The 21,437-nt window shown below is 72.6% G+C and carries 17 protein-coding genes and 1 tRNA gene; 10 read left to right on the top strand and 8 right to left on the bottom strand.

Features of this window, described 5'->3' with window-relative positions:
• Positions 1–29: 29 nt before the first annotated feature.
• Positions 30–668 (bottom strand): 50S ribosomal protein L25/general stress protein Ctc, encoded by a 639-nt coding sequence (locus ACVGV2_RS17590; protein WP_459163451.1) that lies wholly within the window; start codon positions 666–668, stop codon positions 30–32.
• Between the two features lie 420 nt (positions 669–1,088).
• Here ACVGV2_RS17590 and ACVGV2_RS17585 point away from each other — a divergent pair, with 420 nt between their 5' ends.
• Positions 1,089–2,396 carry an Nramp family divalent metal transporter gene (locus ACVGV2_RS17585; RefSeq protein WP_459163450.1) on the top strand — a complete coding sequence of 436 codons (1,308 nt, stop codon included), beginning with the start codon at positions 1,089–1,091 and terminating at the stop codon, positions 2,394–2,396.
• A gap of 31 nt (positions 2,397–2,427) precedes the next feature.
• On the opposite strand, the gene ACVGV2_RS17580 is transcribed toward ACVGV2_RS17585, so the two are convergent.
• The 5 genes from ACVGV2_RS17580 to ACVGV2_RS17560 form a co-directional block, all read right to left on the bottom strand.
• A complete protein-coding gene (locus tag ACVGV2_RS17580; protein ID WP_459163449.1) occupies positions 2,428–3,240 on the bottom strand; it encodes a sulfite exporter TauE/SafE family protein in 813 nt (270 codons plus the stop codon).
• Positions 3,241–3,403: 163 nt separating this feature from the next.
• On the bottom strand, positions 3,404–4,375 hold the full coding sequence (locus ACVGV2_RS17575; RefSeq protein ID WP_459163448.1) for a ribose-phosphate diphosphokinase: 972 nt from the start codon (positions 4,373–4,375) through the stop codon (positions 3,404–3,406).
• A 46-nt stretch (positions 4,376–4,421) separates the two neighbouring features.
• A complete protein-coding gene (gene glmU / locus ACVGV2_RS17570) occupies positions 4,422–5,939 on the bottom strand; it encodes a bifunctional UDP-N-acetylglucosamine diphosphorylase/glucosamine-1-phosphate N-acetyltransferase GlmU (RefSeq protein ID WP_459163447.1) in 1,518 nt (505 codons plus the stop codon).
• 588 nt (positions 5,940–6,527) lie between these two features.
• Positions 6,528–8,414 carry a sensor domain-containing diguanylate cyclase gene (locus ACVGV2_RS17565; protein WP_459163446.1) on the bottom strand — a complete coding sequence of 629 codons (1,887 nt, stop codon included), beginning with the start codon at positions 8,412–8,414 and terminating at the stop codon, positions 6,528–6,530.
• 23 nt (positions 8,415–8,437) lie between these two features.
• Positions 8,438–8,508, bottom strand: a tRNA-Gln gene (locus tag ACVGV2_RS17560).
• A 487-nt stretch (positions 8,509–8,995) separates the two neighbouring features.
• Between ACVGV2_RS17560 and ACVGV2_RS17555 the strand changes: the two genes are divergently transcribed.
• The 4 genes from ACVGV2_RS17555 (at position 8,996) to ACVGV2_RS17540 (ending at position 11,697) form a co-directional block, all read left to right on the top strand.
• Positions 8,996–9,985 (top strand): acyl-CoA desaturase, encoded by a 990-nt coding sequence (locus ACVGV2_RS17555; RefSeq protein WP_459163445.1) that lies wholly within the window; start codon positions 8,996–8,998, stop codon positions 9,983–9,985.
• 124 nt (positions 9,986–10,109) lie between these two features.
• Positions 10,110–10,703 (top strand): TetR family transcriptional regulator, encoded by a 594-nt coding sequence (locus ACVGV2_RS17550; protein ID WP_459166042.1) that lies wholly within the window; start codon positions 10,110–10,112, stop codon positions 10,701–10,703.
• A 96-nt stretch (positions 10,704–10,799) separates the two neighbouring features.
• Complete coding sequence (locus ACVGV2_RS17545; RefSeq protein WP_459163444.1) at positions 10,800–11,273, top strand: helix-turn-helix domain-containing protein; 474 nt, start codon at positions 10,800–10,802, stop codon at positions 11,271–11,273.
• Positions 11,274–11,505: 232 nt separating this feature from the next.
• Positions 11,506–11,697 carry a hypothetical protein gene (locus ACVGV2_RS17540; protein WP_459163443.1) on the top strand — a complete coding sequence of 64 codons (192 nt, stop codon included), beginning with the start codon at positions 11,506–11,508 and terminating at the stop codon, positions 11,695–11,697.
• 30 nt (positions 11,698–11,727) lie between these two features.
• Here ACVGV2_RS17540 and ACVGV2_RS17535 read toward each other — a convergent pair whose 3' ends face one another.
• Positions 11,728–12,906: a PQQ-dependent sugar dehydrogenase gene (locus ACVGV2_RS17535; protein WP_459163442.1), complete on the bottom strand. Its 1,179-nt coding sequence runs from the start codon at positions 12,904–12,906 to the stop codon at positions 11,728–11,730.
• Positions 12,907–13,129: 223 nt separating this feature from the next.
• On the opposite strand from ACVGV2_RS17535, the gene mfd reads away from it, so the two are divergent.
• From mfd to ACVGV2_RS17510, 5 genes are all read left to right on the top strand, one after another.
• On the top strand, positions 13,130–16,735 hold the full coding sequence (mfd, locus tag ACVGV2_RS17530; RefSeq protein WP_459163441.1) for a transcription-repair coupling factor: 3,606 nt from the start codon (positions 13,130–13,132) through the stop codon (positions 16,733–16,735).
• A gap of 69 nt (positions 16,736–16,804) precedes the next feature.
• Complete coding sequence (locus tag ACVGV2_RS17525; protein WP_459163440.1) at positions 16,805–17,839, top strand: SurA N-terminal domain-containing protein; 1,035 nt, start codon at positions 16,805–16,807, stop codon at positions 17,837–17,839.
• The gene (locus ACVGV2_RS17520) at positions 17,829–18,869 is read left to right on the top strand and encodes a MazG family protein (protein WP_459163439.1); all 1,041 of its coding nucleotides are present in this window, start codon (positions 17,829–17,831) and stop codon (positions 18,867–18,869) included. The genes ACVGV2_RS17525 and ACVGV2_RS17520 overlap by 11 nt, the downstream gene beginning before the upstream one ends.
• Before the next feature lie 131 nt (positions 18,870–19,000).
• The gene (locus ACVGV2_RS17515) at positions 19,001–19,795 is read left to right on the top strand and encodes a lytic transglycosylase domain-containing protein (protein WP_459163438.1); all 795 of its coding nucleotides are present in this window, start codon (positions 19,001–19,003) and stop codon (positions 19,793–19,795) included.
• A 215-nt stretch (positions 19,796–20,010) separates the two neighbouring features.
• Positions 20,011–20,811, top strand: coding sequence for a lytic transglycosylase domain-containing protein (locus tag ACVGV2_RS17510; protein ID WP_459163437.1), 801 nt, complete (start codon positions 20,011–20,013; stop codon positions 20,809–20,811).
• 48 nt (positions 20,812–20,859) lie between these two features.
• On the opposite strand, the gene ACVGV2_RS17505 is transcribed toward ACVGV2_RS17510, so the two are convergent.
• Positions 20,860–21,219 (bottom strand): tetratricopeptide repeat protein, encoded by a 360-nt coding sequence (locus tag ACVGV2_RS17505; RefSeq protein WP_459166041.1) that lies wholly within the window; start codon positions 21,217–21,219, stop codon positions 20,860–20,862.
• Positions 21,220–21,437 lie beyond the last annotated feature (218 nt).

Here is a 21,437-nt window from a genome sequence, read left to right as displayed (position 1 = left end):
CGCCCGCGCGGCGGCGCCGCACCGGCTTATCAGGACTCGGCGGACTCGCCTTCCTCGGAGCTCTCCTCGGAGCCGGCCTCGGCGGTCTCCTCGATGCCTTCCTCGGCGGTCAGCTCGGCCTCGGTCGGGGCCTCGGTGACGTTGACGACCAGCGCCTCCGGAGCGCTCTGCAGCTCGACGCCGCTCGGCAGCGGCACGTCGGCCGCGGTGATCTGCGTACCGGCCTCGGCCCCCTCGGTGGAGACCTCGAGCTGCTCGGGGATGTGCAGCGCCTCGGCGGAGACCTCGATCGCGGTGATCTCCTGGTTCACCAGGGTTCCCGCGGCGGCCTCGCCGGCGACCGCGACCGGGACCTCGACGGTGACCTTCTCGCCGCGCCTGATCACGAGCAGGTCGACGTGCTCGATGTAGGACTTGATCGGGTGCGCGCTGACCGTCTTGGTCAGCGCCAGCTCGGTGCCGCCGCCGGCGACGTCCAGGCGCAGGACGGCGTTCTGACCGTTCTCCCGGAGCGCGCGGGCGAACTCGACGGACGGCAGCGACAGGTGCTTCGGGTCGGTGCCGTGCCCGTAGAGCACGGCGGGGATCTTGCCGGCGCGGCGGGTGCGGCGGGCGGCACCCTTGCCGAACTCGGTGCGCTGTTCGGCGGGCAGGCGGACCTCGGACACGGCGGTACTCCTCAGGACGTCGGTGAACGTTGGGGCGGCCTGCGGCGGCGGGGCGCGCAACGAGCGAGCACGACGCGGGGACCACCAGGTCCGTGCCAACCGCGGGTGGCACCGCGGCACGGACGAGCGGTGGCGACGTGGCGGAGCGGTGCCGACCGCTGCGGACGTCGCCCGCGTCACCGCGCCGATCACGCCAGGCACAGCGCCCGACCTCGCCGAGGCAACCCGCACAGTGTAAAGGTTGCCGGTCGCGGTACTCGCGCGCGGGTCCGCGAGGCCCCTCCTCCCGGCAGGCGGCCGCGCAGCAGGAACCCGCGGGCACGCGACAGGAGGGGGTCCCCGCCTTCCGGGACGGGCAGAAAGTCAAGTTTTGGTCGCGCGTCCGGGTCAGCGCCGCGCGCGGCTACTACGTTGCCCGCCATGGCAGATGCGAAGGCTGAACAGAACCCCGGACCCGGCAGCGGGCCGGAGCCGCCCGCGGGCGGACTCGCGCGGGCGAAGCAGATCGGACCGGGACTCGTGGCCGCGGCCACCGGGGTGGGAGCCGGGGACCTGGTCGCGAACATGATCGCCGGATCGCGCTTCGGCTACGCGCTGCTGTGGGCCGTGGTGCTCGGCGCCGTGTTCAAACTCGCGCTGGCCGAGGCGGTCGCGCGCTGGCACATGGGCTCCGGCCGGACGATGCTCGCCGGATGGCGCACCCTCGGCCGCTGGGCGGTGACGTTCTTCGGCGTCTACATCGTCATCTGGGGCGTGATCTACGGCGCCACGGCCATGTCCGCCTCCGCGCTGCCGCTCAACGCGCTGGTGCCGGGGCTTCCGGTGTCCGCGTGGGCCGTGCTGTGCGGCCTGCTCGGGCTGGTGCTCGTGTGGTTCGGCCGGTACCGCCTGGTCGAGCGCCTGATCACCGTGCTCGTCGGCGTGATGTTCGTGACCGTCGTCGGCGCGGCCGTGCTCACCGCACCGCACCTGTCCGGCCTGGCCTCCGGGCTCGTGCCGCGCGTCCCGCCGGGTTCGGTGGCCTACGTGCTCGGTCTCATGGGCGGTGTCGGCGGCACGATCACCATGGCGGCCTACGGGTACTGGACGCTGGCCAAGGGGTGGGCCGCGCCCAAGTGGATCCCGTTCATGCGTCTGGACAACGCCGTCGGCTACGTCACCACCGGCATCTTCTCCGTGGCGATGCTCGTCGTCGGTGCCGAGCTGATGCTCGGCCAGGGCATCACCGACAGCGACGAGGGGCTGCTCGTGCTGGGCGAAACGCTCGGCGCGGAGTACGGGCAGTGGGCGCGGGTGATCTTCCTCGTCGGGTTCTTCGCCGTGTCCTTCAGCTCGCTGATCGGCGTGTGGAACGGCGTGAGCATGCTGTTCGCCGACTGGTGGCGGACGTGGCGGATGCCGCGGGAGGCGCCGCAGGAAACGACGCAGGAGTACAGCGCCAAGGCGGGCACGCGCAGCTGGCCGTTCCGGTTGTACGTGCTGTGGCTGACCTTCCCGCCGATGCTGCTGCTGTTGTGGGGCAAACCGTTCCAGCTGGTCATCATCTACGGCGTGCTCGGCGCGCTGTTCATGCCGTTCTTGGCGGGGACGCTGCTGTGGCTGCTGAACAAACCCGTGCACATGCCCGCGGCGCACCGCTCGCGGTGGTTGTCCAACACGATGCTGGTGCTGTGCGTGGTGCTGTTCGTGCTCGTCGGCGTCATCCAGATCATCGAGCAGTTCACGTAGCGAGCGCGGGTGGCTCGTGGAAAACCACTGGTCACCCGTGCAGGGCGAGGTAGGGCGCCACGACGAGCAGGGCGAGGACCAGGGCGTGCTTGAGCACGCGGGTGGGCAGCTTCCGCGCCACCACCCAGCCGATGAGCACGCCCGCGAGTTCGGGGACACCGACGAGCGCGGCCAGTCCCCAGTCGATCCCGCCGTGCGCGAGGTAGCCGACCGAGCCCGCCGTGGCGATCACGATGGACTGCGCCTGGGCCGCGGCCAGCGCGGAGAGCACGGGTACGGAGGCGGCGATGAGCAGCGGCACGGCCAGCATGGGGCCGCCGATGCCGAGGACGCCGCTCGCCACCGACACGCCGAGGCCCAGCGCCAGCACGCTCGGTGTCGCAGGCGGGCGGGTGCTGCCGCCGTCGGGCGTCCCGCCATCGGGCGCCCTGCGGTCGCGGTAGCGGACCAGCGCGGCCACGAGCACGAGGAGCACGGCCAGCAGCACCCCGAAGGCGCGGGCGGACACGAGCGTGTTCAGCTGCACGCCGAGGGGTGTGCCCACCACCGCGGTGGCGGCGATCAGGCCGGCGAGCCGCAGTGTCGCCGGTTCGCGCAGTTCACCGGAACGCGCGTAGGCGCCGGTGGCGAGCAGGCCGGTGGCGACGTGCGTGACGATCGCCGTGCCCGCCACCACCGTGGGCGAGAGGTCGGTCAGCGCGAACAGTCCGATCGTGGGCAGCACTCCGCCCGGGCCGAGCGCCGTGATGCCGATGCCGCCGGCGAGCCCGAGCAGGGCCAGCGCCGCGAGGACGGGCAGTTCCAGCCCGGCGATCTCCCACCCGGCCATCTCCAGCCCAGCCATCTCCGCTCCGCGAGGGTGCCTCGGTTCCGTTGCCGGAGGGAGAGGCTACCTGCGCGGTGCGGCGGGCCAGTATCAGGCGGGAACGGCCCGGCACAGCACGAGGGCCTGGCCCGCGCCCTGCGAGGTGCGGACCAGGCCCTCGTGCTCGGAGCACGCGCACGCCTCACGCGTCGCCGTCGAAGAGGCTCGTCACCGAGCCGTCCTCGAAGACCTCCTGGATCGTGCGGGCCAGCAGCGGAGCGATCGACAGCACGGTCAGCGTGTCGAACTTCTTCTCCTCGGGGATCGGCAGCGTGTTCGTCACCACTACCTCGCGCGCACCGCAGCTGGACAGCCGTTCCGTGGCCGGCCCGGACAGCACCGGGTGCGTGGAGGCGATGATGACGTCCTTGGCCCCGCTCTCCAGCAGCTGCTTGGTGGCCTTGGTGATGGTGCCGCCGGTGTCGATCATGTCGTCGACCACCACGCACAGCCGGTTCTCCACGTCGCCGACCACGCGGTTGGCGACGACCTCGTTCGGCCTGAGCGGATCGCGCGTTTTGTGGATGAACGCCAGCGGCGTGCCGCCGAGGTCGTCGGCCCACTTCTCCGCGACGCGCACGCGGCCCGAATCCGGGGAGACGACGGTGATCCGCTCGTCCGGGTAAGTCTCGCGGATGTAGTTCGCCAGCAGCTTCTGCGCGAACATGTGGTCCACCGGGCCGTCGAAGAAGCCCTGGATCTGGTCGGTGTGCAGATCGACGGTGACCAGGCGGTCGGCACCGGCGGTCTTGAACAGGTCAGCCATCAGGCGCGCCGAGATCGGCTCGCGGCCCTTGTGCTTCTTGTCCTGGCGGGCGTAGCCGTAGAACGGCATGACCACGGTGATGCGCTTGGCACTACCGCGCTTGAGCGCGTCCACCATGATCAGCTGTTCCATGATGGCGTCGTTGAGCGGGTGCGTGTGCGACTGGATCACGAACGCGTCGCAGCCGCGCACGGACTCGTCGTAGCGGACGAAGATCTCGCCGTTGGCGAACTGGTAGGCAGCCTGGGGCGTGACCGTCACGTCGAGCTGCTTGGCCACCTCCTCGGCCAGCTCCGGGTGGCTGCTCCCGGAGAAGAGCTTGAGGCTCTTCTTGGGTGTCGCGGACATGGCACTCACGGTCATCGTCCCTCCCCGTTGACGTGCGTCATTGCCGTCACTCGTCGGATTGGTGGATGGTTTCTGCATTGCCCAGGGCCCGTTGTGCGGCCTGGTCGGCGGCGGTGCCCGGGCGGCGCTTGGCCACCCAGCCTTCGATGTTGCGTTGCCTCCCGCGCGCCACCGCCATGGCGCCCGGGGGGACGTCCTCCGTGATCACCGAGCCGGCGGCGGTGTAGGAACCGTCGCCGATCTCGACCGGTGCGACGAACATGTTGTCGGCACCGGTGCGGGCGTGGGAGCCGACCACGGTCCGGTTCTTGTTCACCCCGTCGTAGTTGACGAAGACGGTGGCAGCCCCGATGTTGCTGTGTTCGCCGATGGTGGCATCACCGACGTAGCTCAGGTGCGGGACCTTCGTCGCGGTGCCGATGTCGGCGTTCTTCGTCTCCACGAACGAGCCCGCTTTCGCCCGCGCGTGCAGTTGCGTGCCCGAGCGCAGGTAGGCGAAGGGACCGGCCTGGGCTTCCGGGCCGACCTCGGCCCGCTCGCCGTGCGAGCGCACGACCGAGGCGTCCGCGTGCACGGTGCAGGCGGTGAGCGTGGTGTCCGGGCCGATGGTGGCGCCTTCGCCGACGGTGGTGCCGGCGCGCAGCTGCACCCCCGGTTCGAGCAGGACGTCGCGGTCGAGCACGACATCGCAGTCCAGCCACACGCTGGAGGGGTCGGTGACGGTGACGCCGCTGCGCATCCAGGACTCGACGAGGCGGCGGTTCAGTTCCGCGCCGAGGTTCGCCAGCTGGACGCGGTCGTTGACGCCCTCCACCAGCCACGGGTCGGAGCAGACCAGCGCGCCGACGCGGCGGCCCGCGCCGCGGGCGATCGCCAGCACGTCGGTGAGGTACCACTCGCCCTGGGCGTTGTCGGTGGACAGCCGTGCCAGCGCGTCGCGCAGGACGGACGCGTCGAAGGCGTACACGCCGGAGTTGATCTCGGTGATCTCCGCCTGCGCGTCGGTGGCGTCCTTCTGCTCGACGATGCCGGTGACGACGCCGTGCGCGTCGCGCAGCAGGCGGCCGTAGCCCGTGGGTTCGGCGACGACGGCCGAGAGCACGGTGACCGCGTTGCCGGAGTCGCGGTGTTCCTCGAGCAGGCCGCGCATGGTCGTGCTGTCCAACAGCGGCACGTCGCCGTAGGTCACCAGGACGGTGCCGGACGTCTCGTCGAGCGCGTCGAGGCCGCGGGCGACGGCGTGCCCGGTGCCGAGCTGCTGCTGCTGCACCGCCGTGCTGATCGGGCGGTCGAGCGAGGTGGACAGCTCGTCCAGGTGCGGAGTCACCGCGTCGCGGCCGTGGCCGACGACCACGGCGAGCTCGCGCGGGTCGATGCCCGCGGCAGCGCGGACGGAGTGCTCCACGAGGGGGCGGCCGGCCAGGCGGTGCAGCACTTTCGGCGTCGCGGAGCGCATTCGCGTGCCTTCCCCCGCTGCGAGCACGATGGCCTGCACGGAATCCGACGAATCGGATCCGGCGGAACCGTCGGGGGAAGCGGGCTGGGCGGCTTCGCCCTCGAGCATCGGCGCTCTCCCTTGGTCTCTCGAGACTGCCTTGGCGGCACCAGGCCCGAGCTCGCCGCGATGTCGACCCCGCGATGTCGACCCGTGGTATCGACACCGTGATCGTCGACGCACCGGCGATCGCGTGCCTTCCCGGGCGCGTGCCAACGCCCGCGCAGCGACCGCGCGGTCACCCGGTCGTTGCCACCAAGTGGGTGAAGGGTAACCGGGATGCGCGGCCGCGGATCGCACGGGCCCTCCACGCTCCGAGGGCGTGCGATTGCCGTGGTGCCGACTCGACGATACCTGCTCAGCCTCCTCGCGCGGTTGTGCCGCGAGGGGTTCGAGCTGCGGTTTCCAGCTCGCGATCCGCAGCGGGGCGGCAGCACCGGCGCCGCGCCGCCGGACCGCGCTCCGCCCGCGCTCCGGCCGCGCAGGCCGCGGGCGCGCCCGCCACCGGTCGCGCGCGGCGGGAGGTGTCGCGAATCCCACTGTCCGCCCGCCGGGTGGTGCCCGCGGAGTCCGGAATCCGCCGCTCGAGCCCGGGCCGCCGGCAACAGCGCGGGCCACTGGCAACAGCGCGGGCCGCCGGCAACAGCGCGGGGCGGATCAGGTGAGCGGATCCGGTGGGATCCAGCGGTGCTGCCCGTCCAGCCGGCCGGTCTCCGCGGCCGGTTCGCAGACGTGCACGCCGTTGCCGCCCGCGCGCTTGGCCCGGTACATGGCTTCGTCGGCGCGCGCGAGCGTGCGCACCGGCGATTCCTCGGGGCGGGCGGAGACGGCCCCGATGGACAGCGTCACCCCCCGCGCGACTCCGGCGGGCAGTCGGCCCACCGCGTGGACGGTGCGCCGCAGCGCCGATTCCGCGGCATCGAGCGCGACCCCCGGAAGGAGGATGACGAACTCGTCCCCGCCGTAGCGCGCGACGAAGTCGTCCGCGCGCAGCGTGTTCCGCAGCGTGTCGGCGATGGCGCGCAGCGCGTCGTCGCCCTCGGCGTGCGAGGAGCGGTCGTTGACCTCCTTGAACCCGTCCAGGTCCACCAGCGCCACCACCAGCGGCTGCGCGGTGGGGCAGGCGTGCAGCTGCTCGAGGCGCTCGTCGAGAGCGCGCCGGTTGTTCAGCCCGGTCAGCGAGTCCTGCAGGGCCTGGCGCGTGATCGCGTCGTGCTTGTTGCTCAGCCGCGCGTTCTCCAGCCGCGTCAGCAGCGTGGACACCCGGGCCTGGCGCATCGCCCACAGCTCGTTCTCCAGCTCGGCGGCGTAACTGCGCAGCGCGGAGTCCGTCGCATCGGATGCGGGGGCGGTCAGCCACGTGTACTCGCGGGTGAGCGCGAGCCCCAGGGTGGGATCGGAAGCGTCCGCGGTCAGCTCGCCGCGCACCCGGGCCAGCAGCTCGCCCGCCTCGTCCTCGCGGCCGGCGCGCACGAGGCAGCGGGACAGCGCGATCGTGGTGGTGATCCTCTCCCGCGGGTGGATCGCGCGCTCCGGCTCGAGCAGCCCCCGCAGCCGGGAGATGTGCTCGGCAGCGGGCCGGGCCAGGGCGTGCGCGGCACCGAGGGGCGGCATCTGCTCCGCCGCCGGCCGCTCCGCCAGCCGCGGGAACAGCGACTCGTGCCACGGCCCTTCGGCGGCGTCCGCGATGGCCGCGGCGGTGTTGAAGCGGCGTTCGGCCTCCTCGGAGTGGCCGACCCGTTCGAGCCGCAGTCCCCACCCGAGCAGCATGCGGCACCGGTTGATCAGGTGCACCGCGATCTCGTGCGGGCCGCCGCCTTCGCGGATGCGCTGGTGCGCCCGCGACATGACCTCGTCGGCCATCTCGTAGACGCCGAGCTGGGTGAGCACCAGCCCCAGGTCCACCAGGGCGGTGGCGAGCACCCGCTCCCAGGAGCGCAGCCCGAGGACGTGGTCCGGGGCGGGGTCCTCGTCGAGCATGGCCAGCCCGCGGGCGACTTCGGTCAGCGCGCTGTCCTCGGCCCCGGTCAGCAGGGCGCGGTGGCCGCGCAGGGCGTGGCTGTCGGCCTGGAAGACCACGAGCCCGTGCCGCCGCGAGTGCGTGAGCAGTTCGTCGAGCAGGGGTTCGGCGCTGGCCGGGCAGCCGGCGGTGGACAGGCGGAGGGCGGCGCAGTGCCGCAGGAGCTGCGCGATCATGCGGGGTTCGCCGCGGCGGCGGGCTTCCGCGAGCAGCCCGTCGGCTTGTCCGATCGCTTCGGACTGCCCCTGCGTGTCGCTGTACTGGCCGACGGCGCTGAGTTCCCGCGCCCGCGCCATGAGCCAGGCGTTGGAAACCTCGCCCAGCGCGGCCGCATCCTCCCGCGGTGCCGCGGCGTCCTCGTGCCGCGGGTTCTCGTGCCGCGGGTTCTCGTGCCGCGGGGCCTCGTGCTGCGGCTGATCGTGCCCCGGGGCCTCGTTCTGCGGGTCCTCGTGCAGCGGCGAACACCCCCTGGTCGTCTGGCGGAGCCGGCGGAGTTCACCGGCGTCCGGTTCGGGGGTCAGCACGGCAGGTCCGGGAGGGTTGCTCGCTCCGCCGCCAGGATTCGAACCTGGACCATCGGAACCAAAATCCGAGGTGCTGCCTTTACACCACGGCGGATCGGGCACTGCCGTGGAAATCCCTCGACAGCCGGGAGCGGAGCTCGAGATCGGAACCGGTCCCGATATCGCCCAGGGCACATCCTGGCATGGCCGCGGCCGCCGGCGGCCAGTGGGGCCGCGCCCGCGCGGGTCGGGTGCCCCCTCGTGCGGCGCTCGGCGGTACCGGATTCTGCGTCGGTCATGTGGCCTCCGACGAGGTGCACCGACTCGTGGTTGCGTGCTCGTCGTCGGCCGACCGGGTGAAGCTGGCTGGCACCGCGGGCAGTGCGGGGGACCAATGAGGGCGGGGACCGATGAGGGGGCTCGATGAGGGCGGGCAGCGACACGCCGGAAACGGCGACACGCCGCAATTTTCCGGATCAGGGTGACGTGTTCGCGGGAAAGACCTTACGCTGGCGTAGGTTACGGTTCCGTAGGTTGAACGCTCTCGCAGCACAACGGCACGCGCGAGTATCGGAACTGCCACGGACAGTGAGGAAGAGAGCATGACCGCAACTACCGGGTACGCAACCCCTTCCGCCGCTTCCGCGGACTCGGAGACCTCGAACGGCCGCTCCGGGCGCAAGCCCCTCGTGGCCGGAACCAGGAACTGGGTGTCGCAGCTGTCGGTGTACATCTTCGTCCTCGTGCCCCTGATCGCGTTGATCACGGCCATCCCCTTCGCGTGGGGCTGGGGACTCGGCTGGGCCGACGTCGGGCTCGCCGCCGCCTTCTACGTCATCACCGGTCTCGGCGTCACCGTCGGATTCCACCGGCACTTCACGCACGGCTCGTTCAAGGCCAAGCGGCCGGTCCGCGCCCTCCTCGCGGTCGCGGGCATGATGTCCGTGCAGGGGCCGCTCATCAACTGGGTCGCCGATCACCGGCGGCACCACGCCTACTCGGACCGCGAAGGCGACCCGCACTCGCCGTGGCGCTTCGGCGGCTCGCCCGTGGCCCTGGCCAAGGGATTCTGGTACGCGCACATGGGGTGGCTGTTCGAGCGCAACGTCACCAACGCGCAGCGCTTCGCCCCGGACCTGCACAAGGACCGCACCATGTTCGGGCTCAACCGGCTGTTCGTGCTGTGGACCGTGCTGAGCCTGCTGCTGCCCGCCGCGCTGGGCGGTCTGCTCACCATGTCCTGGTGGGGCGCGTTCACCGGGTTCTTCTGGGCCGGCCTGGTGCGGGTCTCGCTGCTGCACCACATCACGTGGTCGGTGAACTCGATCTGCCACATGATCGGCGAGCGGCCGTTCAAGAGCCGCGACAAGGCCGCCAACTTCTGGCCGCTGGCCCTGGTGTCCTTCGGCGAGTCCTGGCACAACTCGCACCACGCCGACCCGACCTGCGCGCGCCACGGCGTGCAGCGCGGGCAGCTGGACATCTCCGCGCGCGTGATCTGGGCGCTGGAGAAGTTCGGCTGGGCCTGGAAGGTGCGGTGGCCGAACGCCAAGCGCCTCGCCCGCATCTCGGTCACCGAGACGGGGACCTGAGCGACCGGGCCCGGCAGGACCCGGTGATCGGTTTAGGGTTGTTCGAGTGGCACGGCGACGCGCACGCACCAGCGAATCCAACAAGCGGGCCTCCCGCTCGGCCCGCCGCGCCGCGCGCGTGCGGATGAGCGGGGAGGAGCGGCGGCACCAGCTGCTCGACGTGGCGCGCGCCCTCTTCGCCGAGAAGGGGTTCGACGGGACCTCGATCGAGGAGATCGCGCACCGGGCCGAGGTCTCCAAACCGGTGGTCTACGAGCACTTCGGCGGCAAGGAGGGCATCTACGCCGTCGTGGTGGACCGGGAGATGCGGCACCTGCTCGACGAGATCGTCTCCGCCCTCTCGGCCGGACACCCCCGGGACCTGCTGGAACAGGCCGCACGAGCACTGCTGGACTACGTCGACAACTCCACCGACGGGTTCCGCGTGCTCGTGCGGGACTCCCCGGTCGCCAGCACCACCGGCACCTTCTCCAGCCTGCTCAACGACATCGCCAGCCAGGTCGAGGACATCCTCGGCGTGCAGTTCTCCGCGCGCGGCTACGACCCGAAGCTCGCGCCGCTGTACAGCCAGGCGCTCGTCGGCATGGTGGCACTGGTCGGGCAGTGGTGGCTCGAAGTGCGCAAGCCGAAGAAGGACGAGGTCATCGCCCAGCTGGTGAACCTGGCCTGGAACGGCCTGTCGCACCTGGAGGCCAAGCCCGAGCTGCGCACCACCTGACGAGGTGCGTCAGAGCTCGTTCGGCGTCACCCGCAGCACCGCACTTTCGATTTTTTCGAATTTTCCCTAAGCTGGTGCCGCGAAGGGAGCGTAGCGATGAGTGCGAAGATGCGTGAGCAAACCGTCCTGCCTCCCGAAGACGGGCGGAATCTGCTGGGTGCGCTGGCCAAACAGCTGACTGCTGAGCGGCCCAGTGGTCATGCGCTGTTGCTCGGGCCGGAGGGGGAGGAAGTCGAACTTCCCGAACCCGTTTACCGCGCCCTTCAAGAGGTCGTGACCGCGATGGCGCAGGGCATGGCGATCACTGTGGCCCCGCACAACACGATGTTGACCACGCAGGAGGCTGCCGACATGCTCGGTGTTTCGCGTCCAACACTGATCAAACTGCTCTCCTCCGGCGAAATCTCCTACAGCATGCACGGTCGGCACCGGCGCGTGCGGCTTGCCGACGTCGTCGCCTACCAGCAGCGCACGCGGCAGGAGCGGGAGGCGGCATTGCACGAGATGGCGGTAGAGGGGGAGGAAGCAGGCTTCTACGAGGACACGTTGCAGTCTCTTCCCGAGGAGTAGGAGCCAGCGGTGGCGTTCCCCGTGCTCCTCGACACGTGTGTACTCGTTCCTGGCTACCTGAACGACACGCTGCTCTGGCTGGCTGCAGCCGATACCTACCGGCCGCTGTGGTCGGCCCATGTTCTTGATGAACTACACCGCAACCTCGTCAAGCTGACTTCCGAGGCTCAGGCTGATCATCGTCACGGCAAATCTGCGGCACTTCCCGGCATGGGCCGTGCGACCGTACGAGGTGGAAGCGGTCCATCCGGACGAGTTCCTGCTTGACCAGCTCGATCTTTATCCGGGGCGGGTGCTGGCCAGCTTGGAGCGTCAGGTAGCTGGTTACCGGCGGGATCCCACGACGGTCGCCGGTTTGATGAACCGGCTCGAGCGGATCGGGGTGCCGAAGTTCGCGAACGAAGTGCTGCGGCATCAGCGGTAGGGTTTCCGGCGCACCACCTGACGAGGTGCGTCAGAGCTCGTTCGGCGTCACCCGCAGCACCCGGTCGTTGGTCCCGTTCGAGGTCGTCACGTACAGCGCGCCGTCCGGGCCCTGCGCGGCGGCCCGCAGGCGGCCGAACGTGCCGTCCAGCGGCCGCGGCACGTCCACACCGCGCACCTGCGAACCGGCCACGTCGAACAGCAGCAGTTTGCTGCCCTTCAACGCGGTCACCGCCAGCCGCCCGTCCAGCGGGCCCCACTGCGGGCCGGACAGGAACGTCGCATCGCAGACCGCCTCGGTGTCTTCGCCGGAGGACCACGCGGCCGGCACCGCGTCCGGGAACCGCTCCCGATCGGTCATCGGCACCGACTCGTCGTAGCCGGTCAGCCCGCCGCCCGGCGCCCACCCGTAGTTGCGGCCGGGCCGCACCCGGTTGACCTCGTCGTCGACGTCCGGGCCGTGCTCGGCGAGGAACACCCTCCCGTCGGCGCGCGTGGCGATGCCCTGCGCGTTGCGGTGGCCGAAGGTGAGCACGAGGCGCTGGCGCGGATCGGCGGCGTCGGCGAACGGGTTGCCGCGCGCCGGCCCACCGGTGTCCGGATCGACCCGCAGGAGCTTGCCGCCGAGGGACGTCAGGTCCTGCGAGATCCGGGGCGCGGCGCTGTCGCCGGTGGTGACCAGCAGGGCGCCCGTGTCGTCCAGCGCCATCCGACAACCCGCGTGCCGCCCGTTCGACCGCAGCGGGATCCCCGTGACCAGCGGGTCGCCGACGCGTTGCGCCGCCGTGCGGTCCTCGGACAGCTGCCAGCGCAGCACGCGGACGTCGCCCGCGCCGTCGCCGCGCTCGGTGGCCTGGCAGGTGAAGAAGACCCGGTTCCGCGCGAAGTCCGGGTGCGTCTGCAGTCCCATGAGCCCCGCCTCGTTGCGGGCGAAGACATCGCCGAAGTCCGCGCGCACCGGTTGCGCCCGCGTGCGCGAGCGCGGATCGGGCAGCAGCACCAGCTCCCCCGAGCGCTGGGTCACCAGGGCCGCCCCGTCCGGCAGGAACCCGATCTCCCACGGGTGCTCCAGCCCCTCGGCCACGACCTCGGCGGCGAGCTCGCCCGTCGGCGCGGACGGGCTCGGTGCCGCGTCCTGCCGGGTCGGTTGCCCACCGCAGGCGACCAGCGCTGCGACGACCGCGAGGGACACGAGGAACCGAACGCGCACGGGCTCAGTGTGCCACCTCACTCGCGGCGGCGGGGGTCGCCGACGCGCCCGGCCGCGCCCAGCGCCCTCGGACGGCACCGCGGCCGCACGTCGTAGGCTGGGTGGTGGCTTCCTGTTCCCGGTCGACCGCACCCCCTCCTCCGGTCGGCGGCGTGCGCGCCGTCCTCGCGGTCCCGGGCAGGAGCGTGTGCGCCTGTCGTGACGTCGCTGCGAGGTACATCCCATGACTCAGGCCGGTCCCCTGCGCGGACTGCTCGACGCGATGCTGGCCGATCCGGCCGTGGCACGCGTGCTGCGCTCCACCGACCGTCCGCGCCTGGTGCTGGAGGGACCGGCCGCCGCGCGCCCCCTCACCGCCGCCGCGCTGGCGGCCGACGAGGACCGCGGCGGGGGCGAGCGGCCGGTGCTGCTGGTCACCGCCACCGGCCGCGAGGCCGAGGAGGCCGCGGCGGCGATCGGCGACCTCATCGGCGAGCACGCGGTGGCCGTGTTCCCGTCGTGGGAGACCCTGCCGCACGAACGGCTCTCGCCCCGCGCGGACACGGTGGGCCGCCGGCTGGCCGTGCTGCGGCGGCTGGCCCACCCCGAGGAGCACGACGAGGGGCCGGTGCGCGTGCTCGTCAGCACGGTGCGCAGCCTGATCCAGCCGATCGCGCCCGGGTTGGGCGAACTGCGACCCGTGCGGTTGAACGTCGACGACGAGCACGACTTCGAACAGCTCGTGGCCCGGCTGGCGCACCTGGCCTACGAACGCGTGGACATGGTCGAGAAGCGCGGCGAGTTCGCCGTGCGCGGCGGGATCATCGACGTCTTCCCGCCCACTTCGGAACACCCGCTGCGGCTGGAGTTCTGGGGTGACGAGATCACCGAGGTCCGCCCGTTCTCGGTGACCGACCAGCGCTCCCTGCCGGAGGCGGAGTCGGTCGAGCTCTACGCACCGCCGTGCCGGGAGCTGCTCATCACCGACCAGGTGGCCGAGCGGGCGGCGAAGCTCGCCGAGCAGCACCAGCAGGACCCGCAGCTGGCCGAGATGCTCGGCAAGATCGCCGCGGGCTCGGCCGTCGACGGGATGGAGGCGCTCATCCCCGCCCTGTGCGAGGGCGAGATGCACCTGCTGACCGAACTCGTCCCCGAAGACACGCACGTGCTGCTGGCCGATCCGGAGAAGATCCAGGCCCGCGCGGCCGACCTGGTGCGCACCGGGGAGGAGTTCCTGCAGGCCTCGTGGACGGTCGCCGCCGAAGGCGGGCAGGCCCCGATCGATCTGGGCGCGGCCGCCTACCGCGGGCTCGGCGACGTCGCCGAACAGACCCGGCAGCGCGGCCTGCCCTGGTGGAGGCTGACGCAGCTGTCCAGCGAGCACGACGAATCCGATGACGAAACCGTGCCGCTGGGCCTGCAACCCGTGGAGCGCTACCGCGGCGAGATCAGCAAGGCCTTCGCCGACCTGCGCGCGCACATCACCGCCGGCGGCGCGGCCGTGCTCGTCGTCGCCGGCACCGGCACTGCGCAGCGGGTGGGTGCGCAGCTCGGCGAGGAGGAACTGCCGGTCAAACTGGCCACCGAGGGGCTGGACAGCTCTCCCGAGGGCGGTGTGGTCACCGTGGTGCGCGGCGGTCTGGAGGACGGCTTCGCCGCTCCCCAGGTGCGCCTGACCGTGCTCACCGAAACCGACGTCACCGGCGGCCGCGGCGGCACCTCCACCCGCGACATGCGGCGCATGCCGTCGCGCCGCCGCAACGCGGTCGACCCGCTGGCGCTGAAACCGGGCGACTACGTGGTGCACGACCAGCACGGCGTCGGCAAGTTCATCGAGATGGTGCAGCGCACCGTCGGCGGGGCCACCCGCGAGTACCTCGTCCTCGAGTACGCCTCGAGCAAGCGCGGCCAGCCGGGCGACCGGCTGTTCGTGCCCACCGACCAGCTCGACGAGGTCTCCCGCTACGTCGGCGGGGAGACCCCCTCGCTGAACAAGCTCGGCGGCGCGGACTGGAAGAACACCAAGGCCAAGGCGCGCAAGGCGGTCAAGGAGATCGCCGCCGAACTCGTCCAGCTCTACGCGGCGCGCCAGTCCTCGCCGGGGCACGCGTTCGGCCAGGACAGCCCGTGGCAGCGCGAACTGGAGGACGCCTTCCAGCACACCGAGACCGGCGATCAGCTCGCGGCCATCGACGAGGTCAAGAGCGACATGGAGAGCTCGGTGCCGATGGACCGGGTGATCTGCGGCGACGTCGGCTACGGCAAGACCGAGATCGCCGTGCGCGCGGCGTTCAAGGCCGTGCAGGACGGCAAGCAGGTGGCGGTGCTCGTGCCGACGACGCTGCTGGCGCAGCAGCACCTGAACACCTTCACCGAGCGGATGCGGTCCTTCCCGGTGCGCATCGAGGGCCTGTCCCGGTTCACCACGCCGGAGGAGGCCGAGCGCACGCTGAGCGGGCTCGCCGAGGGCGAGGTGGACGTCGTCATCGGCACGCACCGGCTGCTGCAGACCGGTGTGCGCTACCGCGACCTCGGCCTGGTCATCGTCGACGAGGAGCAGCGCTTCGGCGTGCAGCACAAGGAGCACATCAAGTCGCTGCGCACGCACGTGGACGTGCTGACGATGTCGGCCACGCCGATCCCGCGGACGCTGGAGATGAGCACCGCGGGCATCCGCGAGATGTCCACGATCCTCACACCGCCGGAGGAGCGCCACCCGGTGCTCACCTACGTCGGCGCCTACGACGAGAAGCAGGTGGCCGCCGCCATCCGCCGCGAGCTGCTGCGCGACGGCCAGGTGTTCTTCGTGCACAACCGGGTCTCGGACATCGAGAAGACCGCGCGGAACCTGCGCGAGCTCGTCCCCGAGGCGCGGGTGGTCACCGCGCACGGGCAGATGAACGAGGACCGGCTGGAGAAGATCATCCAGGGCTTCTGGGAGCGCGAGCACGACGTGCTCGTGTGCACCACGATCATCGAGACCGGCCTGGACATCGCCAACGCGAACACGCTCGTCGTGGACCGGGCCGACCGGCTCGGCCTCGCCCAGCTGCACCAGCTGCGCGGCCGCGTCGGGCGCGCCCGCGAGCGCGCCTACGCGTACTTCCTGTACCCGGGGGAGACGCCGCTGAAGGACACCGCCTACGACCGGCTGTCCACGATCGCGCAGAACTCGGAACTGGGTGCCGGGATGGCCGTGGCGATGAAGGACCTGGAGATCCGCGGCGCGGGCAACATCCTCGGCGCGGAGCAGTCCGGGCACATCGCCGGGGTCGGGTTCGACCTGTACGTGCGGCTCGTCGGCGAGGCGGTCGAGGCCTACCGGCAGCAGGCCGACGGCGGTTCCGGCGACGTCGAGGAGACCGAGCCGACCGAGGTCCGCGTCGACCTGCCCGTGGACGCGCACATCCCGCACGACTACGTGACCGGTGAGCGGCTGCGGCTGGAGGCGTACCGCAAGATCGCGGCCGCGCGGACCGAGGAGGAGCTGGAGTCCGTGCGCACCGAGCTGGTCGACCGCTACGGGCCGGTGCCGGATCCGGTGACGCGGCTGCTGCACGTCGCCCGCTTCCGCCAGGCGTGCCGCGAGCACGGCGTCACCGAGGTGACGGTGCAGGGCTCCTCGTTGCGGTTCGCGCCGGTGGAGCTGCGCGATTCGCAGGTCGTGCGGCTCCAGCGGCTGTACCCGAAGGCGGTGCACAAGTCGGCCGTGCGCACGCTGTCGGTGCCGCGGCCGACCGAGGGCGCCGCCGGCGGGCGCATCGGCGCTCCCCAGCTGCGCGACGAGGCGTTGCTGGACTGGTGCGCGAACCTGCTGAACTCGGTGGTGGCGGCACCGGCACCGGCGTGACGAACAGCTGCCCGGCTTCGGCGTGGTGATGTGCGCCACGGGGCGTGCGCCGTGCGAAGCTGTGCCGCTGTGAGATCCACCTTCTCCCGCCGTGCCCGCCCGTTGCTGGCCGTGCTGCTCGTCACCGGAGTGCTCGCCGGGTGCGGCACGGCCGACCGCGCGGGCGCGGCCGCGTTCGTCGGCGGTACGCGCATCCCCGTGCGGGAGGTGCACGGCTGGCTGCACGACACCCTGCGCGACGAGCAGGAGCTGAAGCAGCGGTTGCAGCAGCGCGGCGAGGTCGACGACCTCGGCAGGGAGCTCGCCGCGCAGCTCGTCCGCGAGGAGCTCACCCGGCGCGCGGCGCGGGCGGAGGGCCTCGAGGTCTCGCAAGCCCAGGTGCGCGAGCTGATCAGCGGCGCCGGCGGTGCGCAGTCGCTGACCGAGGGCACCCCGTACCAGCGGGACCAGCTGCCGCGGGCGGCGCGTTCGGAACTGACGCTGGTGGAGCTCGGGCGCAAGTACTACGACCGGCTCGCGGTGAGCTTCGCGATGACCCGGGCCGACAGCCGCGGCGAAGCCCGGCGCAAGGCGCAGCGGATGGCCGCAGGGCCGCAGCAGGCCCGCGAGCTGCTCGCCGCGGACCGCCGCGCCGGAGTGCCCGCGCAGCGCGTCGACGGGCTGCGCGCGTCCGCCGCGCCGGGCACGGCCGCGGGGAGCCCGCTGTTCGGCGCACGGCCGGGAACCGTGCTCGCCTACGAACCCAGCCCCGGGGCCGGGCAGTGGCTCGTCGCGCGGATCGCCCGGCGCGACGAGCGCGCCGAGCCGGACCGCCGCGCCCGACCCGCCGACGAGCAGGTGCTCAGCCGGTTCGGCGAGCAGCTGCTGGGGTTGACGGCCGCGCGCGAAGGCGTGCGGCTCAGCCCCCGCTACGGCGTCTGGGACCCGATCGCGCTGACCACCCGCAGCGACGAGGAGGAGCTCCGCGGCTTCCGGATCGGGCCGTGCCCCGGCGCGCCCGGCTCCAGCGCATCCGGATCCGGTGCGCGGCCGCGCACCGCCGCAGTGCCCACCCCGGAACCGGGCGAACGCGCGGTCCGGGCAGAATCGAAGCGTGGTTGCTGAGTCCAAGCCGGTATCGGGCACTGCCGTGGTCGTGGTGGATGCGCGGCTCGGCGAGGTCATCCCCGCGTCCGCCTTTCCGTTCCTGCGCGACGCCGCGGACGTGTTCGCCACGGACGCGGTCCCGGACGCCGCGCGTGCGGCGCTGGCCGCGCGCGGGACCTCCCGGGTGCCCGCGCCGCCGCCGGCGGCCGAGCTCGCGCGGCGCGCGGCGGTCGCCCCGGTCGTGCTGCTGACCACCGATGCCGCCGAAGCACCCGCGGCCGAGCTGCGCGCCGCGGGTGCGGACGTCGTGGGCACGCCCCGGCCCGCCGGTGCCGAACTGCTCGCGGCCGTGTCGGTGATGGACCGGCTGCGCTCGCCGGGCGGCTGTCCGTGGGACGGGCAGCAGGACCACGATTCGCTGCGGCGCTACCTGGTCGAGGAGACCTACGAACTGCTCGACGCCATCGCCCAGCGGGACCGCGCCGCGCTGCGCGAGGAGCTCGGGGACGTGCTGCTGCAGGTGCTCTTCCACGCCCGCGTGGCCGCGGAGGACGCCGGCGATCCGTTCGACATCGACGAGGTCGCCGCGGACCTCGTCGCCAAGCTCGTGTCCCGCCACCCGAACGTGTTCGCCCAGGACGGCGAGGTGCTCGACCCCGAGGCGCAGCACGCCCGATGGGAGGAGCTCAAGCAGCGCGAGAAGCAGCGCGACTCGATCGTGGACGGTGTGGCCCCGGGGCAGCCGGCCGCCGCGCTGGCGGCGAAGATCGCGCAGCGCGCCCACCGCGCCGGGGTGCCGGTGGCGGAACTGCCCGCGGGTGACGGCTTCGGCGGGCGGATGTTCGCGCTCGCCGCGCGCGCCCGCGTCGACGGGCACGACCCCGAGGACGAACTGCGCGAGGTGGCGCTGCGGGTCGACCGGATGATCCGCCAGGCCGAACGGCAGCTGCGCGAGGAGGGCCGCGAGCCCGCGCGGGCCGGCGAAGCCCAGTGGCGCGCAGCACTGCCCGGTTTGTCCGAGCGCGCTGCCGTGCCCCACGATCGGTGAGGCGCAGCGGAGCGCCGCACCGGCCGCGTGGACGGTGTCCCCGCGAACCGGGTGCCGCGGGAACCGGGCGAGGCCAGCGGTCCGGGACACGGGTTGCAGAAGGCGCGGGTACGCGCGGACGGAGGAATGCTGTGCCGCGAGCAGGTGCGCGCGGGATGCTGGTGTGCGTTCCGGCGCTGGTCGTGCTGACCTCGTGCTCCGCCCTGGACTCCCGAGGGCCGGACACTTCGGAGCGCTTCGAACCGCCGCCCGCGTCCGCCCCGCCCGACCCGGGGGTGGACCCGCCCGAGGTGCGGCTGCACGAACCCGGCGACGGTGCTCGGCCGCCCGAATCCCGCCCGCAGGCCCAGCTGCGGCCGTGGACCGAGAATCTGTCCACTGAGCTGAACATCCCGCGCGCGGCCCTGCAGGCTTACGGCTACACGGCGCGGCAGCTGGAACGCGACAACCCCCGGTGCGGTCTCAGCTGGACCGTGCTCGCGGGCGTCGGCTCGGTCGAGTCCGGCCACGGGCGCTACGGGGGTGCGCAGCTGGACGCCACCGGCCGACCCAGTCCGGAGATCCGCGGCGTCCCGCTGGACGGCAGCGAAGGCGTCCGGCGGATCACGGACACCGACGGCGGCGCGTGGGACGGCGATCCCGTCTGGGACCGGGCGGTGGGCCCGCTGCAGTTCATCCCGGACACGTGGCGCGAGTGGGGCGTCGACGCGGATGCCGACGGGGACGCCGACCCGCACGACATCGACGACGCGGCGATGGCCGCCGGGCGCTACCTGTGCGCGCAGGACGCGGACCTGACCGATCGCGATGACTTCCGGACGGCGCTGCTGCGCTACAACGCCAGCCGCGACTACGTCGAGGAGGTCGTGGCCTGGGCCGATCACTACGGCCGCACCAGCCGCGCGCAACCGGGCGAGCAGAGCTGACCGCCGTCCCCGCGCACCGCTTCCGCGCATCCGTGGCAGCGCGGTGATGGTCACGGCAGGCTACTGGCACGTAGCCTGTCGCCGTGCTTCGGTCGTTCTACCGGGGGGCGGCACGCTGGGCCCGCAGCTGTTCGCACGCGTGCGGCGCCGCGGGGCGGTTCCTCCACCGGCGTCTCGCTCCGCTCGCGGCGCGCGCTCGCCCGCACGAGCTCGGCGTGCGCGGGCGTGCCGTCGTGGCCGTGGCGCTCGTCGTGCTCGTCTCCGGTGGGATCGGGCTGCTCGACGTGCTCACCCGGCCGCCCGAGGGCCCCCGCGCGGGGCCGCTGCCGCGCGAGCCCGTGCGGCCCGCCGCGGTCGAGCCCGGCTCCGAAGCGCCGGCCCCGGACGAGTCCGCGGGTCCTGAGTCGCTGCCGCCACCGGCTGAGGGCGCGTGGCAGCAGCACGACGACCCGGTGCGGGCGTTGGCCGAGGACGTCGCCGCCGAGGTGGACATACCGGCACGTGCCGCCGAGGCCTACGTCAACGCCGAGCTGGGGATGCGCCGGCACCGGCCGGAGTGCGGCCTGTCCTGGGTGACGGTCGCCGGGATCGGGCGGGTCGAATCCGACCACGGCCGCTACGGCGATCGGGTGCTCGGCGAGGACGGCACCTCCACCACCCCCATCATCGGTGTGCCGCTGGACGGCGGTCCCGGCGTGCGCCACCTGCCGGACAGCGACGGCGGCGCGCTCGACGGGGACACCCGGTTCGACCGGGCCGTGGGGCCGCTGCAGTTCATCCCCGGTACGTGGCGCAGCTGGGGGGCCGACGGCAACGGGGACGGGGTGGCGGACCCGTTCGACATCGACGACGCGGCCATGTCGGCCGCCCGCTACCTGTGCTCCGGCGGGCGCGACATGACCACCGGGCGGGGCTGGTGGTCGGGAGTGCTGACCTACAACAACTCCGCGGACTACGGCCGCACCGTCTTCTCCCTGGCCGAGAGCTACGCCGCGGCCGGTTCCCGCCACGAGTGAGACCCCGCGCGGCTGCCCCGGAGGGGACTTTTCTCGAGAAAAGTCCCCTCACTGCCCGCGGACGGCGATGTGCGCGTTGATCTCGCCGAGCGCTTCCTGGTAGGTGGGCGTGGGCGACATCGTCGCCGCGAGCCGCAGCTGCGCTCGTGCTTCGGCGAGCCGTCCCTGCCGCTGCAGGGTCCGGCCGAGCGCGAGGCGCGCGTAGTGATCGGACGGGTCGAGCTCCAGCACCCGTGAGAACGCCGACTCGGCGCGGGCGAGCTGCGCCGAGAAGTAGTACGCCCGCCCGAGCAGCAGCTGCACGCTCGGCTTGTCCGCGCCGATGTGCAGCACCGGTTCGAGCGTGCTGAGCGCTTCCCGCGGGCGGCGCTGGACGACGAGGTTCTCCGCGCGGCGGAAGGCTTCCACGGCCTCCTCGCCGAGCGCCGCCGCGTCCGCGGCCCCGCCCGCTGGACCGGTTCCGACGTCGTCGTGCGAACCGTTCCGCGCGGGGGGAGGCTCTTCGGCGCCACCCCGGTTCGCCTGGTGTTCCTCGCTCATCGCGACCTCACCGTAGGACGATTCGCCACTGCACACGACGTCCAACCAGATGGTAGGTGACCGATTCGGTGGTGCGCCGCCTTTCC

It is taken from the genome of Bounagaea algeriensis (assembly GCF_054491375.1).
Note: the sequence above shows the minus strand (reverse complement) of the source record. Positions and strands in the feature narration are given on the sequence as shown.

Excerpts from the sequence above, each read along its gene's own strand:
- ACVGV2_RS17585 (WP_459163450.1), top strand. The coding sequence starts at position 1,089 with ATGGCAGATGCGAAGGCTGAACAGAACCCCGGACCCGGCAGCGGGCCG.
- ACVGV2_RS17580 (WP_459163449.1), bottom strand. The coding sequence starts at position 3,240 with ATGGCTGGGCTGGAGATGGCCGGGTGGGAGATCGCCGGGCTGGAACTG.
- ACVGV2_RS17575 (WP_459163448.1), bottom strand. The coding sequence starts at position 4,375 with ATGTCCGCGACACCCAAGAAGAGCCTCAAGCTCTTCTCCGGGAGCAGC.
- glmU (WP_459163447.1), bottom strand. The coding sequence starts at position 5,939 with ATGCTCGAGGGCGAAGCCGCCCAGCCCGCTTCCCCCGACGGTTCCGCC.
- ACVGV2_RS17555 (WP_459163445.1), top strand. The coding sequence starts at position 8,996 with ATGACCGCAACTACCGGGTACGCAACCCCTTCCGCCGCTTCCGCGGAC.
- ACVGV2_RS17550 (WP_459166042.1), top strand. The coding sequence starts at position 10,110 with ATGAGCGGGGAGGAGCGGCGGCACCAGCTGCTCGACGTGGCGCGCGCC.
- ACVGV2_RS17545 (WP_459163444.1), top strand. The coding sequence starts at position 10,800 with ATGAGTGCGAAGATGCGTGAGCAAACCGTCCTGCCTCCCGAAGACGGG.
- mfd (WP_459163441.1), top strand. The coding sequence starts at position 13,130 with ATGACTCAGGCCGGTCCCCTGCGCGGACTGCTCGACGCGATGCTGGCC.